Origin of the sequence: Burkholderia sp. L27(2015), assembly GCF_009765705.1 — a bacterium.
Lineage (GTDB): Bacteria > Pseudomonadota > Gammaproteobacteria > Burkholderiales > Burkholderiaceae > LMUX01.
This window is the reverse complement of sequence record NZ_LMUX01000016.1, coordinates 1,134,994-1,149,993: the sequence shown is the minus strand read 5'-3', so window position 1 is coordinate 1,149,993 and position 15,000 is coordinate 1,134,994. Positions and strand designations below refer to the sequence as shown.

The 15,000-nt window shown below is 61.1% G+C and carries 12 protein-coding genes and 1 pseudogene; 9 read left to right on the top strand and 4 right to left on the bottom strand.

The features are described 5' to 3' along the window. From GSQ77_RS13115 to GSQ77_RS13105, 3 genes and pseudogenes are all read right to left on the bottom strand, one after another. Positions 1–456, bottom strand: a pseudogene (locus GSQ77_RS13115) (serine hydrolase); the annotation flags it as partial. A gap of 33 nt (positions 457–489) precedes the next feature. Continuing rightward, on the bottom strand, positions 490–1,797 hold the full coding sequence (locus tag GSQ77_RS13110; RefSeq protein WP_158902689.1) for an MFS transporter: 1,308 nt from the start codon (positions 1,795–1,797) through the stop codon (positions 490–492). Between the two features lie 122 nt (positions 1,798–1,919). Next, a complete protein-coding gene (locus GSQ77_RS13105) occupies positions 1,920–3,353 on the bottom strand; it encodes a M20 family metallopeptidase (protein ID WP_158902687.1) in 1,434 nt (477 codons plus the stop codon). A gap of 193 nt (positions 3,354–3,546) precedes the next feature. Here GSQ77_RS13105 and GSQ77_RS13100 point away from each other — a divergent pair, with 193 nt between their 5' ends. The 7 genes from GSQ77_RS13100 to GSQ77_RS13070 all read left to right on the top strand — a co-directional run bounded on the left by GSQ77_RS13100 (position 3,547) and on the right by GSQ77_RS13070 (position 12,509). Next, positions 3,547–4,455 carry a LysR family transcriptional regulator gene (locus tag GSQ77_RS13100; RefSeq protein WP_158902686.1) on the top strand — a complete coding sequence of 303 codons (909 nt, stop codon included), beginning with the start codon at positions 3,547–3,549 and terminating at the stop codon, positions 4,453–4,455. A gap of 334 nt (positions 4,456–4,789) precedes the next feature. Beyond that, on the top strand, positions 4,790–5,434 hold the full coding sequence (locus GSQ77_RS13095) for an HAD hydrolase-like protein (RefSeq protein WP_158902684.1): 645 nt from the start codon (positions 4,790–4,792) through the stop codon (positions 5,432–5,434). 248 nt (positions 5,435–5,682) lie between these two features. Then, positions 5,683–6,828 (top strand): porin, encoded by a 1,146-nt coding sequence (locus tag GSQ77_RS13090; protein ID WP_158902682.1) that lies wholly within the window; start codon positions 5,683–5,685, stop codon positions 6,826–6,828. 1 nt (position 6,829) lies between these two features. After that, positions 6,830–7,519, top strand: a complete 690-nt coding sequence (locus tag GSQ77_RS13085; protein WP_158902681.1) for an ABC transporter ATP-binding protein — start codon at positions 6,830–6,832, stop codon at positions 7,517–7,519. 46 nt (positions 7,520–7,565) lie between these two features. After that, positions 7,566–8,501, top strand: coding sequence for an ABC transporter substrate-binding protein (locus GSQ77_RS13080; RefSeq protein ID WP_158902678.1), 936 nt, complete (start codon positions 7,566–7,568; stop codon positions 8,499–8,501). After that, positions 8,501–10,222 (top strand): iron ABC transporter permease, encoded by a 1,722-nt coding sequence (locus tag GSQ77_RS13075; protein ID WP_158902675.1) that lies wholly within the window; start codon positions 8,501–8,503, stop codon positions 10,220–10,222. Before GSQ77_RS13080 ends, GSQ77_RS13075 begins: the two co-directional genes overlap by 1 nt. A gap of 202 nt (positions 10,223–10,424) precedes the next feature. Beyond that, entirely contained in the window at positions 10,425–12,509 is a 2,085-nt protein-coding gene (locus tag GSQ77_RS13070) for a bifunctional diguanylate cyclase/phosphodiesterase (protein ID WP_158902673.1), read from the top strand. 98 nt (positions 12,510–12,607) lie between these two features. On the opposite strand, the gene GSQ77_RS13065 is transcribed toward GSQ77_RS13070, so the two are convergent. Next, on the bottom strand, positions 12,608–12,868 hold the full coding sequence (locus GSQ77_RS13065) for a hypothetical protein (RefSeq protein WP_158902670.1): 261 nt from the start codon (positions 12,866–12,868) through the stop codon (positions 12,608–12,610). 304 nt (positions 12,869–13,172) lie between these two features. Between GSQ77_RS13065 and GSQ77_RS13060 the strand changes: the two genes are divergently transcribed. Continuing rightward, positions 13,173–14,099 carry a LysR family transcriptional regulator gene (locus GSQ77_RS13060; RefSeq protein WP_158902667.1) on the top strand — a complete coding sequence of 309 codons (927 nt, stop codon included), beginning with the start codon at positions 13,173–13,175 and terminating at the stop codon, positions 14,097–14,099. Positions 14,100–14,229: 130 nt separating this feature from the next. After that, the gene (locus GSQ77_RS13055; protein ID WP_158902665.1) at positions 14,230–14,940 is read left to right on the top strand and encodes an SDR family NAD(P)-dependent oxidoreductase; all 711 of its coding nucleotides are present in this window, start codon (positions 14,230–14,232) and stop codon (positions 14,938–14,940) included. Positions 14,941–15,000: the final 60 nt, after the last annotated feature.

The following is a 15,000-nucleotide window of genomic DNA, read 5'->3' as shown; positions in this document are numbered from 1 at the left end:
CTTTCCAAACGTCACGGCGCGAAAGTGGTCGGCCTGATCGGACAGTCCGAAATATTCGCCTTGCCATTCGCTAGTCTGCTGCAGCAGTTGCGCCCAAGTTACGCTCGCATTGTGTTCGCTGTCGAAGCCGATACCGGGCACACGCACATGCACGGGTTCGTCGACATCGGGCAACAACCCGCGATCGTGAGCCACGCCCGCGAGCAAGGCCAGATACGTCTTGGCGATGCTGAATGTCAGGTCGGCACGATCGGGTTCGCCCCAGGACGCGAGCTGCTGACCGTCCAGCGTGATGACGCCCGACACCGGGCCGCGATCATGCACGGGGCCGAGCAACCGGTTCCAGGGTGGCGGGTCGTTGGGATGCACACCCCAGTTGCCATCGACTTCGCGATCCCAAAGCGATTCATGACCGATCGAAAATTGCACTGCGGACTTCAAATCTATCGGTTGCATAGGTTTCCTTGTTGATGCAATTGCATATGCGCTTTAGTGTACGTTCAAGCGAGCTCGTGCCCACACGAGCGTGAACAGGCTGATGATCGCCGCGATCATCAGGTAAAAGCCCGGCGCCAGATTGTTGCCGGTGGCAGCGATCAGCGAGGCGACGGCGAGCGGCGTGAAGCCGCCGAAAATCGTGGTCCCGAGGTTATACCCGACAGCCATGCCGGTCGTGCGCGTACGTGTGGGGAACATATCCGACATCAGAGCGGGAATCGGCGCGTAATAGATGGCCTTCAAGATCGCCACCCAACCCACTGCGGCCATCAGCGTCAGCAGTGAAGGATGCGCGTTCATCAACATGAACGCAGGATAGACGGTCACGAAAAACAACACCCCGGCGCCCAGCATGATGCGCGTGCGGCCCACCTTGTCGGACCAGTGGCCCACTATCGGCGTGAGCACCATCACGATGAAGCCCGCGAGCAATGTCGCCATGAAGCCGTAGGACTGCGCCAGCCCGAGTTGCCGCGACGCGTACGTCGGCATGTAGAGCAGCATGTAGTTGGCGGTGGTGGTCAGCACCAGCGAGCCGATCGAGATCAGCAGGCGCTCTTTCTGCGTGGTGAGCACTTCGCGTATTGGCGAAACCGAAGCTTGCGCGGGCTCGGCCTTGATGCGTTCGAACTCCGGCGTCTCGTCGACATGGCGGCGTATATACAACCCGATCGGGCCGATCAACATGCCGAACAGGAATGGAATGCGCCAGCCCCAGCTTTCGAGATCGCCCGGGCTGAGCGTGCTGGTCAACACCGCACCGAAGGCCGATGCCAGCAAAACGCTCGCCCCCTGGCTGGAGAACTGCCAGCTCGACATGAAACCGCTGCGTTTGGGTGCATGTTCGATCAGGAAAGCCGTCGAACTGCCGAATTCGCCGCCGGCCGAAAACCCCTGCAGCAAACGCGAGGCAAAAATGCCGATCGGCGCCAGCATGCCGATGGCCGCATACGTGGGCATCAGCGCTACCATCCCGGTGCCTATCGTCATCATCGTGATCGACAACGTGAGCGAGGCCTTGCGACCGCAGCGATCGCTATATGAGCCCAGCACCAATGCACCCACCGGCCGCGCCAGATACGACAGCGCGAACGTGCCCAACGTGAGCAGCAGCGACATCGTCTTGTCGTGCGTCGGGAAAAACAACTTGGACAGGGTCGTCGCAAAATAACCGTAAACAATGAGGTCGTAGAATTCGAGCGCATTGCCTATCGAGGTCGCCAGGATCAAACGGAACACACTGGTTTTTTGATGAGGCGCTGCGGCGAGTGCCGTGTCCTGGGCCGAATCAGTACTCATGGGGCATTCCTCTAGTGGTGCTACACGGTTGTTTTACTGCGTCGGGGTGCACGCCATCGAAGACCGAGTGGACGGACAAATCAACAAACCAGCGAACGAACGAACAAGCGCACGACGCTCGGTCAGGCTGAAACGCTTGCGGGCTTGTACTGTCCGCGCGCCTTCTGCGCGAGGCCGCTTGAGACCGCATCGCCCAGATCCCAGAACAAACCTGCCATGATCTGCAGCCCCTCTCGCGCAACCGAGCCGAGCAGATGCTCGTCGGGCGCATGTTGCGAGCAGCCGGGATACGAATGCGGCACCCACAGCGTGGGCATGCCGAGAATTTCCGCGAACACGTCGTTGGGCAAGGTGCCACCCAGATTCGGCAGCAAGGTGGGTGCGCGCCCGGTCGTGCGTTGCAGTGAAGCCAGCGCCCACTGCACCCAGGCGTTGTCCGGATCGACACGCGTGGCCGGCATGCCGCGCTCGACCTCGATCTGCACCAATTCGAAACCGTGTGCATCCAGATGGCGGCGTACGATCTGTTCGAGGTTTTCCCAATCGGTGCCAACCACGAAGCGGATCTGCATGCAGGCGAATGCGTAAGGCGGAATCGCGTTGACCGGCTTCTCGGGATTGCCGGTCTTGAAGGCCAGCACTTCCATGTTATTCCAGCCGAACACGCGCTCGGTGGGCGTGAGGCCCGGCTCGCCGTAGTCGCTATCGACCTCGGGCTCACCCGGGTTGCCGCCCACGGTGATGCCCGCCAGCGCGCGACGCACCGACGCCGGAATCGCCTGCGGCCTCAGGCCTTCAACCAGGATGCGGCCGCGGCTATCGACCATCGATGCGATGGCATTGGCCAGCACGACCCCGGGGTTGCGCAACAAACCGCCCCAGTTGCCCGAATGGTGACCGCCGTCGCGCAATTGCAGGCTGAGCTTGAAGTTCACCAGGCCGCGTGAGCCGAGGAAAAGCGTAGGGTGCGCCGCGCCCAGGCGCGGACCATCCGATGCAATCAGCAGGTCCGCCGCCAGCTCATCGCGCAAGTTCGCGCAAAACTGATGCAAGCCGGGTGAACCCATTTCCTCACCGGTCTCGAACAGCAGCTTGAGATTGAAGCCCAGCCGTCCGCCACGCGCATCGATGACGGCCTTCAGCGCGGCCAGGTTGATGCTGTGCTGGCCTTTGTTGTCGGCCGTGCCGCGTCCATACCAGTGATCGCCCTCGACCGTGACATCCCACGGCGACAGGCCGGCACGCCACTGCGCATCGTAGCCGCGCACCACGTCGCCATGGCCGTAGGTCAGCACGGTCGGCAGGTCATCGCCTTCATGGCGATGCGCGACCAGGAAAGGGCCGGACCCGGGCGCCGGATTGTCGAGCACGCGTGAGGTGAAGCCCAGTTCGGCCAGCACCGGCATCATTTCCGTTTCCAGATACGCGCGCAGTAGCTGCCCTCTGTCCGGCTCCTGGCTTTCAGTGCGAAACGCGACGCGGCGGCGCAGGTCTTCGAGAAAAACGCCGGTATCGTATCCGGCGGTTGCGGTGGCTATCGCGGTATCGCGCGTCATATTGTTCTCCTGGATATGGGCCCACCGGCGCACGGGCAAGCGCCGTCCATGGGCCCTAAAAGGTCATGGCACGATCTTGCGGCCGACAAAACTTATAGACAATTACAATATTTTCCAATTATCGTTGCCGAAACGGCAAAGGTCGGTGGTAAAGCTCAGCAGCGAAGCTCAGCGACAAAACTCAGGCGCACCCATGCAAACCAATGCACTACGTTATTTCCTCGAAGTGGCCCGCACCGGCTCGCTGAGCAAGGCATCGGAGCGGCTGTTTGTCGCTGTGTCGGCGCTTAGCCGGCAGATCGCGAAGCTCGAGGATGAGATTGGAACGCCGCTGTTCGAGCGGCGTCCGCGCGGCATGGTGTTGAGCGAAGCTGGGCGGCTGCTGGCGGCGCACGCTCGCCGCAGCTTGCTGGAGACCGAGCGCGTCACGGAGGAAATCCGCGGCTTGACCACGGGCGGCCGAGCGACCTTGCGGGTGGCCAGCTCAGAGGGTGTCGCTCGCGATTTCCTGCCGCAGGTGTTCGTGCGTTTTCGCGAAACCTATCCGGGCGCGCACTTCCAGATGGACGTCATGGCACCGACGGAAGCTACGCAGCGTGTGCGCGACGGCAGCGCGGATATCGCGGTGTGCTTCAGCCTGTCGCCGGAGAAAGACATCAACGTGCATTACGCTCAGCGCGCGCCGATTTTCGCGTTGGTCAACCGCGATCATCCTTTGGCCACGCGCAAGACGGTGTCGCTGGCCGACCTGTTGCCCTACCCGCTAGCGATGTCGGGCCCGGGGGTGACGCTCAGGCAGTTGTTCGATATTTGCTGCAGCCTGGAAGGGATACTTTTCGATCCGGTGTTCGTCAGCAATTACCACGCGGCGTTGTATAGCTTTGTGCAACAGACCGACGCGGTCACCCTGAGCGGCTATCTCACGGTGCGCAGCCGGCTCAAGCCGGACCGGCTTACTGCCGTGCCTATCAGTAACCCGGAGTTGCATCAGCGCACGCTGCAAGTACAAACCATGGCTGGGCGCACTCTGCCGACTGCGGTTAAAGCGTTTTTGGATTTGCTGGTGGAGGCGATTCATGATCCGACGCGGTTGGATCGGTAAATAGACTATGGCCACCGTTCGGCCGGCCACCGTGCCACATCATCTGTGCGAATTGCTCATCGCTTGGAACAAACGTATCCGGATCAGCGGCAATGCCACGATTGATCTCGGCTTCTTCTGCGTCCGATGGCACGATGATTTTGGGGTTGCTCGACATATCTTGTTGTCTCCCGCTTATTGACCTTGCGTAAATTGATGACTAGAAAGACATCGCTGAACTGGGCAAGCCTATTGAGGCGATCTTAACCCGCGTCAAAGTAAAATGACTTTCGCGGTCCGAAACCGGGCAAACTCGCCGATGGTATTGGCTAGCTTAACGATGAACATGAAATTCATGAAACTCGCAATCTTCGATTTCGACGGCACGCTCGCGAACACGTTTCCCTTGTTCGTCGATACGCTCGGCGATCTGGCGGAGCGTCACAATTTCAGGATGCCTCTGCAAACCGACGTCGACAAACTGCGCGGATCGAGCGCCAACGAAATACTTCGAGAGCTTCAGTTGCCCTTATGGCGTGTGCCGAAAGTGCTCGCCGACTTCAGGGACATCATGCGACAACGCATCGACGAAATCCGCCCGTTCGACGGCATAGTTGACGTGCTTCAAACCCTCGCAGATCAGAAAATCACGCTGGCCGTGGCGACGTCAAACTCCCTCAACAATGTTGAAGCGGTGCTAGGTCACGCAATGATCAGCCGCTTCGCAGCGCTCGAGTGTGGCGCCACGCTGTTTGGCAAAGCACGTCGCCTGCGGCGCGTTCTGCAGGCAACCCAGATGGAGAAAGCGAACGCCATCTACATCGGCGACGAGATACGAGACGCCGACGCGGCTCGGAAGATAGGTATTCCGTTCGGCGCGGTCGCGTGGGGATACACCGACCTACGTGCGATGCTCCCGTTACAGCCCGACGCGATCTTCAAGACACCCCAAGATCTGCTCACCCTGGCGAATCCGCCTAAGCGATCAGCGGCTGATTAGCGATGCCGAATAACAGACCATAAAGCCCCAACATCCCCCACCGCGCTGCCCCTCTCACCGCCACACATCCCCGCTCGCCCCACTAACTTAGTCTCCCTCAATTACCCCACTCGATCCGCGCATCGCACTCCCCCGTCGTCGTCGCCCACCCCGTCACAACAAATACAACACGTCCTTTCCTGTCATTTTGCTGACTTGAAGTTAGCTTACATTTGCGATTCAAATTAATCCCAAAGAGGACACAATTCGTGAAACATTCTTACCGCATCGCGGCGGTCGGCTGCTGCCTGGCTGGTTTAGCCAGCTTGCCGAACGTTAGTTACGCCGAGCCTTCCGCTTCATCCTCCTATGTCACCTTGTATGGCATCCTCGATAGCGGAGTCGAATTCCTGACTCACACCGCTACCGGCACCAACGGCCAATCGCAGAGCATCACCCGCGCGACGTCCGGCAATATGTCCGGCTCTCGTTGGGGCTTCACCGGCGCGGAAGACCTGGGCGGCGGCACCAAGACGTTCTTCCGGCTCGAAAGCGGTTTCAACATCGACTCCGGCGCGCTGCTGCAAGGCGGCCGCGAATTCGGCCGGCTCGCCTACGTCGGCTTGTCGAACAACACCTACGGTGCGATATCGTTCGGGCGCCAGGGCGGTGTGTTCCTCGACTGGGTAAGCAAATTCAACCCATTGGACAACGCGGTCTACGCCATCAAGATGCAGGATCCCGCGTTCTCGGATCGGCTCGACAATACGGTGCGCTACGAGAAGAATTTCGCCGGCTTCACGGCCCTCGCCCAATACAGTCTCGGCTTTGACGACATCACGTACGGCGCCCAACCTGCCGGCGACACGCAGCTCGCACGCGTGATCGAAGCCGGCGTGATGTACACCGGCAACCATTTCAGCGCAGCCTTGGTCTACGACCAAAAGAACGGCGGCAGCACCAGCCCGACGGCGGCAGATACGGTCAAGGCCGGCGGCTACCAGGGCAATATGGACCGCCGCATCGGCGCGGGCGTGAAGTATCAACTCTCGACGGTGGATCTGTTTGGCGGCTATCGCTACCTGAACTCGAAGGCCATGCACTTGAGCACGCTATCGACCGGCGCAGTCGAAGCGACCAGCCTCTACTGGGTGGGCGCGACGTACCATATGACACCCGCCATGCAATTTTCCAGCACGGCGATGTATCAGAATTTCTACGGAACGTCTCGCGATCCGTGGTCGTTCCAGGTTGACGCCGATTACTTCCTGTCCAAACGCACCGATGTCTATATCAACGTGGGCTACGTGCTCAACCGCGGCGGATCGAATCTCGGTCTGAACGGCTTCGGTACCAACGTGGTGGCTGGGCAGAACCAGTTCGGCACGCAGGCCGGCATACGTCACAGGTTCTAAGATGCGGCAAACAACCGAGGCAGGTGTTGCGATCGAAGTACGCGGGCTGCGACAAGTATTCGGCGCGCAGCCGGTACTCGACGGCATCGACCTCGATGTGCCGGGCGGCACCACGTTGGCGCTGCTCGGTCCGTCCGGCTGTGGCAAGAGCACGCTGCTCAAGCTGCTGGCCGGGTTGCTGCGGCCCGATGCTGGGCGCATCGCGTTCGGCACACAGACGATGGCCGATGCGCAAACCTGCCTGCCGCCCGAGCGTCGCGGGCTAGGCATGGTGTTTCAAGACTACGCGCTGTGGCCACATATGACGGTCGCCGGCAATGTGTCGTTCCCGCTCGAAATGGGCGGCGTCGCGCGCGCCGAGCGCAAGCAGCGCGTGGCCACGGCACTCGCACGCGTCGGCCTCGAAGGCATGGGCGATCTACGTCCGTCCGCACTATCGGGTGGCCAACAACAGCGCGTCGCGCTGGCACGCGCCATCGTCGCCGAGCCACGCGTACTGTTGTTCGACGAGCCGCTCTCCAACCTCGACAGCAATTTGCGCGAGAGTCTGTGCGACGAGCTTGGCACGCTGCTCGAACAGCTCGGCACGACTGCGGTGTACGTTACGCACGATCAAAAAGAAGCGGAAGCGCTGGCTCATCGAATCGTGGTGCTCGCGCATGGGCGCGTCGAGAAAACCACCCATCGATAAGGGAATCGCTACAATGTTTAGTTCAAGAATAATCTCTACTTTTGCCATGTCGTTGATACTTGGTCTGGGCACTCCCCAGGCAAATGCACTTACCGTTTACACCGCCGGCCCGGGTAATCTGAGCAAGAAACTCGCGCTCGGTTTCGAGCGTAAAACCGGCATCAAGGTCGACCTGTTCCAGGCGACGACCGGCAAGGTGATGGCGCGTCTGGACGCCGAAGCCAGCAACCCGCACGCGGACGTATTGATTTCCGCGTCCTGGGATACCGCGCAGGATCTGGAAAAACGCGGCTGGCTACTCGATTACGAAAGCCCCAATGCAACCCATGTGCCCGCCATGTTCAAGGGGCCGTCCTACGTTGCGCAAGGTATCTCCGCACTGGGCATCGTGTGGAACACGCGCACCGGCAAACCCGAGCCGAAAGACTGGCGCGATCTGGCCGCACCCGCGTATCGCAATCAGGTGACCACGCCGAACCCGGCGCTTTCGGGCGCCTCGCTCGACCTTTTACTCGGCCTGCAGGAGCGGCTCGGAGAACAGGCGTGGACGCTTTTCGGCGATTTGCATCAGAACGGGATGGTGGTGCTGGGGCCGAACGCCCAGGCGATCAACCCAGTGCTGCAAGGCGCGAAATCGGCCGTGTTCGGCGCAGTGGATTATGTCGCCTATGGTGCCGCCGCAAACGGCGAGTCGATCAAGGTGATTTTTCCATCGAGCGGTACGGTGATCGCACCGCGGCCGATGATGATCCTCAAGACCTCGCATGCCCAGGCTGACGCACGCGCGTTCATCGACTACACGTTATCGCAGGAAGGCCAGCAGATGGTGGCCGATGCGTGGCTGATCCCCGCTCGGGACGATATCCGCACCGATCGCGCGCAACTGAAGGACCTCAAGCTCCTGCCTCAAGATAACGGCTCGAACACGCGTTCGCGTGCCGAGGTGCTCGCGCGCTTCAACACGCTGTTCGGCGAGCATTGATGGCTAACGTGGCTGCGCGTGTCAGCGCGTCGGCAGCAGCGAGCAGATCGAACCCGGCGGTGCGGCTCTCGCCGACGCTGGCTGGGTTGGCCATATTGGCCGTATTGTGCCTACTGGTCGCGTTGCCGATCGGCTTCGTCGTGCTGCAAGCCGTGTTTCCGGACCTGGCTCACGGCTCGTTTGCGCATCCGTTCGGGGCCTTCGGGCAAACGCTGGCGCGCTCCGATACGCTGCCGTTGCTGGGCAATACCGTGCGCTTCGGTGCGACCGTCGCATTGGCTTGCTCACTGATAGGGATACCGTTGGGCGCCATACGCGGGCTATTCAAGCTGCCTTGTGCGCGCATGTGGGATCTGCTGTTCCTCGCACCGTTCCTGATTCCGCCTTACCTTGCTGCGCTGGGCTGGATGCTCTTGCTGCAACCGCATGGATATCTCGAACAATTCTGCGGCGTCAACCTTGGGCACTTCCTGTTCTCGTTCCAGGGCGTGGTCTTGGCCATGACGCTCAACGTATTTCCCGTGGTCTATTTCGCCGTCTCGCGCGCGTTGGCGGCAACCGGCTCACGTTTGGGCGATGTCGCGCGCGTGTTCGGTGCGGGACCTTGGCGCAGTTTCGTGCGCGTGAGCTTGCCGCTGATCCTGCCGTCCATCGCGGCCAGCCTGTTGCTTGCCTTCACGATGTCGATCGAAGAGTTTGGTATTCCCGCGGCGCTGGGCTCGCGCGCCGGCGTGAACCTGATGGTGACGTCGATCGAAGAACGCTTCTCCGATTGGCCGATCGACCTGCCCGGCGCCTCGGTGCTTTCGCTACTGCTGTCACTGCTCGCGCTTGCTGCCTTCGTTTTGCAACGCAAGGTGCTCGCCGGTCGCAACTTCGAAACACAAACCGGCAAGCCGAGCGCTACGACACCGCGCGAACTCGGCGGCTGGCGTTGGCCGGTTCTCGCGACATTCGCTTGCGTGGCTTTTGCCGCGACGCTCGCGCCGCTGTTTGCGATCGTCGCTACGGCGTTCTCGCGAACGCTGTCCGATGGCTTCTCGGTGGGCAATATGACCTTGGCTCACTTCAAAGCGCTTTCATCGGGCAGCGAAGGCGCGAGTGCGCTGGGCACCAGCCTGGCACTGGCCGCCGGTACGGCATTGCTCACCGGCGTGCTCGGTTTCTTGAGCGCATGGTACGTGGTCAAGACTCGCTTGCGTGGACGCACCGTGCTCGACGCGCTCACGCTGCTGCCGCACGCACTGCCCGGCATCGTCGTGGGGGTCGGCTTGATCCTTGCGTGGAATCAGCCGTTCTGGCCCGTCACGCCCTACAACACGTGGGGCATTTTGTTGCTCTCCTATAGTTGCCTGCTGCTGCCCTACCCGATTCGCTACACGAGCGCGGCACTGCGCCAGATCGGCTCGGGGCTGGAAGCGGCCGCACGCGTGCACGGCGCAAGCGCGGGCCGCGTGCTGGTGCGCATCGTGATGCCGATGGTGGCGCCCGCATTGGTGTCTTCGATGTTGATCGTGTTCGCGATCGCCTCGCGTGAATTGGTGACCTCGCTGCTGCTTGCGCCCAGCGGTGTGCAAACCGTGTCGATTTATATCTGGCAGCAGTTCGAACAGGGGTCGATAGGCGACGGCATGGCAATGGGAGCGGTAACAATACTGATCAGCGGCGCGCTGCTTGGGCTCGGCGCGCGTTGGGCCAGCCGCTTCGACCGGGCGCTGTAGCACGCCATGATCGAGTCCGCCACGAAATGGGGATTCAAGCAACACCTCACATAAAGAAAACTATGCGTGGCGCCTTAAGTTGTGTAGGGTCTTGCCGATAACGCAAGCATGCTCCCTCTTTTCAGCCCCGCCGAGCCGGCCTTGCTTGTTGACTGACAAGCAAGGCCGCTGTGCGTGGAGCGCCCCATGCAAGGAAACACTGATGCTCGTCAGCAGTTACAACCCACTGCTCGTCTTATTCTCGCTGTTGGTGGCCATACTCGCGTCTTATACGGCGCTGGACCTGGCCGGGCGCATCTCCACCGCGCAGGGGCACGCGACCCATTGGTGGCTCGCCGGCGGCGCTTGCGCAATGGGCATCGGCATCTGGTCCATGCATTTCATCGGCATGCTGGCCTTCAATTTGCCGATTCCACTGGGCTACGATCTCCCGCTTACCCTGTTCTCGCTGCTGATCGCGATCGCTTCCTCGGCCTTTGCGTTATGGCTGGTATGTCAGGCCACGCTACCGTGGCTGAGACTGTGCGCGGGTGCAGCGCTGATGGGCGCAGGCGTTGCGGCCATGCATTACACCGGTATGGCCGCCATGCGCATGACGCCCGCGATCGAGTACACCCCCGGCCTCTTCACCCTGTCGATCGTGATCGCCGTTACCGCGTCGGGCGCTGCGCTCTGGGCTGCATTCAACCTGCGCCGCAACGCATCGCACGTGCGGCTATTCCGCCTCGGCGCGGCGCTGGTGATGGGCCTGGCCATCTGCGGCATGCATTACACCGGCATGGCTGCCGCCGAATTTCCGCTGGGCAGCATATGCGGCGCGGCCCGTGAAGGCGGACAAAACGGCCTGCTGCCGTTTCTGGTCATCATCGTCACGCTGGCCGTGCTGGCGATCACCTTGCTCATCTCGGTGCTCGACATGCGGATGGAATCGCGCACCAAGATTCTGGCCAGCTCGCTGGCTGAAGCCAACAAGGAGTTGCTGCATCTGGCACTGCACGACAGCCTGACCAAGCTGCCCAATCGCGTGCTGCTCGAAGACCGCCTCGACCAGGCGATCCGCACCGCCGATCGCGACCAAAGCCGCTTCGCTGTCATGTTCATGGATCTCGACGGTTTCAAGGCCGTGAACGATGCGTTCGGCCACCATCTGGGCGACGACTTGCTGATCGAGGTGGCGCGCCGCATCCGCGCTTGCGTGCGCAACCAGGACACGATTGCCCGGGTTGGCGGCGACGAGTTCGTATTGCTGGCCAGCGTGGGTGACCCGAGCGACGCCGCCACGATTGCCGACAAGATCACCGCCGCCATCGAAGAAGTCTTCGAACTCGGCGGCCAGGAACTGCGCGTCTCAACCAGCGTGGGCATCGCCATGTACCCCGGCAATGGTCCGTTGCAGGAGGATCTCCTCAGGAACGCCGATGCCGCGATGTACCACGCCAAGGCGATGGGGCGCCACGGCTACTGCTTTTTCGAAGACTCGATGAACGTCAACGTGCAGGAGCGGCACCAGTTGCTTAGAGACCTGCGCTCGGCGTTGGCGCGGCAAGAATTGCTCGTGTTTTATCAACCCAAGTTCGACGGGCCCAGCGGCAGGTTGATCGGCGCCGAAGCCTTATTGCGGTGGCAACACCCCACACGCGGGATGGTCATGCCCGATCAGTTCATCCCGGCCGCCGAAAAGAGCGGCTTGATTGTGCAGATCGGTGAATGGGTGCTGGACGAAGCCTGCCGCCAGATGTGCGCGTGGCACGATGCGGGCAATCCACATTGGACCATCGCCGTCAACCTGTCGGCGCTGCAGTTTGCGCATCCGGCGTTGATCGTCATGGTGCGCTCTATCCTGGCGCGCCATAGGTTGGCTCCCGAATACTTGACGTTGGAGATAACCGAATCGACCGCGATGTTCGACGTCGAGGCCAGTCTCGATACCCTGCAGCAACTTCATGCGCTGGGAGTGAAAATTTCCATCGACGATTTCGGGACCGGTTACTCGAGCTTGCTCTACCTGAAGCGGCTGTCGGCCAGCGAATTGAAAATCGACCGTGGCTTCGTGCGCGATCTGGCGAACAATGCGGAAGATGCCGCTATTGTCTCGGCTATCGTGGCGCTGGGGCACACCTTGAAACTCAAGGTGGTGGCCGAAGGCGTGGAAACCTCCGCTCAGCATGCGTTCCTGACCGATCTGGGTTGCGACTCGCTGCAAGGCTATCTGTTCGGGCGGCCGATGGCCCCGCATCTTTTTATCGAGGCGGCGAGGCGCGAGGACGCGTTGATGGAGAAGGTTTGAGCGAGTGTAGGTAGGCGTTCAGTTCGCAGTTCAGTTCAGTACAGGGCAGCGCGTCGCAATCTGGGACGCGCTGCCTTTTTTTGTAGCCATTCGGATGACTACTGGATTCCGTTTCCGGGCGTCAATATTTCAAGGTGGATGTCGCCTCGTCGAACGCCTTCGTATAAGTCGTGAACGAGTTGGCCAGCGGCATCGGAAACGAACTGCAATACGGTCGGTACGACTTCGCGTCCGTACTGTTGATAGCAGAGAACCTCTAGTGCGCCGGCGGGGGTTGTGCGCATTTGCAGAGGACCATGGATCGGAATTTTGGAGGCACGGTCGAAGTCATCGGCATAGTCATATAACGGTTCTGTCATGGTGAAATCCTGTACTAGAGGGTCGCGAGCCACGCCGTCCATTTATCTCGAAAATGCAGACGCGATAAGCATTTTTTCGAGATGAAAAGAGGCGTGGGACGTAGTTAGGATTGTAGAGGGAATGCGGAAATATTCCGAATGCATAGAGGGAATGTTGTCTGCATATTATCGCGATGCAGTTATCATTGAGCCGACGTCTCAGAATCTTGCACGACTATGCTCGCATAGCGATAGCAGCGCATGCAGTCGCGCATGCATTAGATATCGCCCCTCACTTCATCGACTCTCCCTGCGGCAGAAAAGAATGGATCGAATCGACGCAATGAAGGTATTTGTTGCCGCGCTCGACGAAGGCAGCCTGGCTGCCGCCGGCCGCCGGCTCGGTCGTTCGCCGGCGGCGGTCAGCCGGGCCATTGCGTTTCTCGAAGCCCACGTCGGCACGGCGCTGTTGCATCGCACGACGCGCGCGATCAAGCTCAGCGAAGCCGGCGAACGCTACGCCGTGTCGTGCCGTCGCATCCTGACCGATCTCGAAGAGGCCGACCTACTCGTGGCCGGCGAGCGCTCCGCGCCGCGCGGCATGCTGACGCTGACGGCGCCGGTCGCAGCCGGGCAGGATTTCTTGCGGCCCATCCTCGACAAGTTCATCGCCAAATATCCGGCCGTGACCGTGCGTTTGCATCTGCTCGATCGCCCAGTCAACCTGATCGAGGAAGGGATAGACGTGGCCATGCGCATCGCGCATCTGGCCGATTCGACACTGGTCGCTTTTCCGCTGGGCGAGGTGCGGCGCGTGGTGGCCGCCGCGCCCCGCTACCTCGCCAAACATCCGGCCATTGCCGAACCCGCCGATCTCGCCCTGCATCAGATCATCTCGATGACGCATTTCGGTGTCGATTCATGGAGCTTCCCACCGGCGAACAACTCCGCCGTGGCTCAAGCGGTGCAGTTCGCACCGAGATTCATCATCAATAGCGTCGCGGGCGCGGTGGCCTCCGCGGTCGAAGGGCACGGCGTGACGAGACTCTTTTCGTATCACATTGCCGAGCAGGTAAAAAACGGTTCGTTGCGCATCCTGCTGACCGATCACGAGCACCCACCGTTGCCGGCTCATCTGCTCACGCCACATGGCCGGCTCGCCGTGCCCAAGGTGCGCGCGTTCGTCGATTTCGCGGTGCCGCTCCTGCGCGCGCGCTTCAAGGAAATGAAGCAGATCACCGACACCGATTAAACCGCCACGCGGAAGAATGCCTACCGCACGTCGGCGATTCCCTCGCGCCGCGATAGTACCTACACTGGCTCCATCAAATACGGATCGCTACAGCCCACTGGGGGCTGTACCCCAAACTTCGGAGCAAGCAATGGGTATTGAACAAAAGGTGGTCATCATCACCGGCGCGTCGCAAGGCATAGGCGCAGCGCTCGTCAACGCGTACCGCAATCGTCACTACCGCGTCGTCGCGAATTCCCGCTCGATCAAACCGCACAGCGATCCTGACGTGCTGGCGGTAGCCGGCGACATTTCGCAGCCGCAAACCGCTCAACGCGTGATCGACGCCGCGCTGGAGCGCTTTGGCCGCATCGATAGCCTTGTGAACAACGCGGGTATCTTCGTCGCGAAGCCATTTACGGAATATTCCGAAACTGATTACGCCGCGATGCTCGGCACCAATCTCGCCGGCTTTTTTCACCTCACCCAACTCACGGTGGCCGAGATGGTCAAGCAGCATTGCGGCCACGTGGTCAATATCACCGCGGCCCTCGTCGACCAGCCGACGTCCGCCCTGCCCGCCGCGCTCGCCGCGATGACCAAGGGTGGCTTGAATGCGGTAACCCGTTCCCTCGCAATCGAGTATGCGTCGCGCGGCGTCAGGTTCAACGCGGTGGCACCAGGCGTCGTCCGTACGCCGCTGCATCCGGCGCACAAACACGAGGCACTCGCAAAATTGCATCCGGTCGGCCGTATAGGCGAAGTCGAGGACATTGCCGAAGCGGTTCTCTATCTGGAGTCCGCGAGCTTCGTGACTGGCGAAATCATGCACGTCGACGGCGGCCGCAACGTCGGCTTCTGATACTCGCGCTCAGGCGGCCACACTTAGACCGCCGCACATATGTAGCCACACTTCAGCAGC

What these genes read in the sequence shown, in the direction of transcription:
- GSQ77_RS13110 (WP_158902689.1), bottom strand. Translation starts at nt 1,797, where the DNA reads ATGAGTACTGATTCGGCCCAGGACACGGCACTCGCCGCAGCGCCTCAT.
- GSQ77_RS13105 (WP_158902687.1), bottom strand. Translation starts at nt 3,353, where the DNA reads ATGACGCGCGATACCGCGATAGCCACCGCAACCGCCGGATACGATACC.
- GSQ77_RS13100 (WP_158902686.1), top strand. Translation starts at nt 3,547, where the DNA reads ATGCAAACCAATGCACTACGTTATTTCCTCGAAGTGGCCCGCACCGGC.
- GSQ77_RS13095 (WP_158902684.1), top strand. Translation starts at nt 4,790, where the DNA reads ATGAAACTCGCAATCTTCGATTTCGACGGCACGCTCGCGAACACGTTT.
- GSQ77_RS13085 (WP_158902681.1), top strand. Translation starts at nt 6,830, where the DNA reads ATGCGGCAAACAACCGAGGCAGGTGTTGCGATCGAAGTACGCGGGCTG.
- GSQ77_RS13080 (WP_158902678.1), top strand. Translation starts at nt 7,566, where the DNA reads ATGTCGTTGATACTTGGTCTGGGCACTCCCCAGGCAAATGCACTTACC.
- GSQ77_RS13075 (WP_158902675.1), top strand. Translation starts at nt 8,501, where the DNA reads ATGGCTAACGTGGCTGCGCGTGTCAGCGCGTCGGCAGCAGCGAGCAGA.
- GSQ77_RS13070 (WP_158902673.1), top strand. Translation starts at nt 10,425, where the DNA reads ATGCTCGTCAGCAGTTACAACCCACTGCTCGTCTTATTCTCGCTGTTG.
- GSQ77_RS13065 (WP_158902670.1), bottom strand. Translation starts at nt 12,868, where the DNA reads ATGACAGAACCGTTATATGACTATGCCGATGACTTCGACCGTGCCTCC.
- GSQ77_RS13060 (WP_158902667.1), top strand. Translation starts at nt 13,173, where the DNA reads ATGGATCGAATCGACGCAATGAAGGTATTTGTTGCCGCGCTCGACGAA.
- GSQ77_RS13055 (WP_158902665.1), top strand. Translation starts at nt 14,230, where the DNA reads ATGGGTATTGAACAAAAGGTGGTCATCATCACCGGCGCGTCGCAAGGC.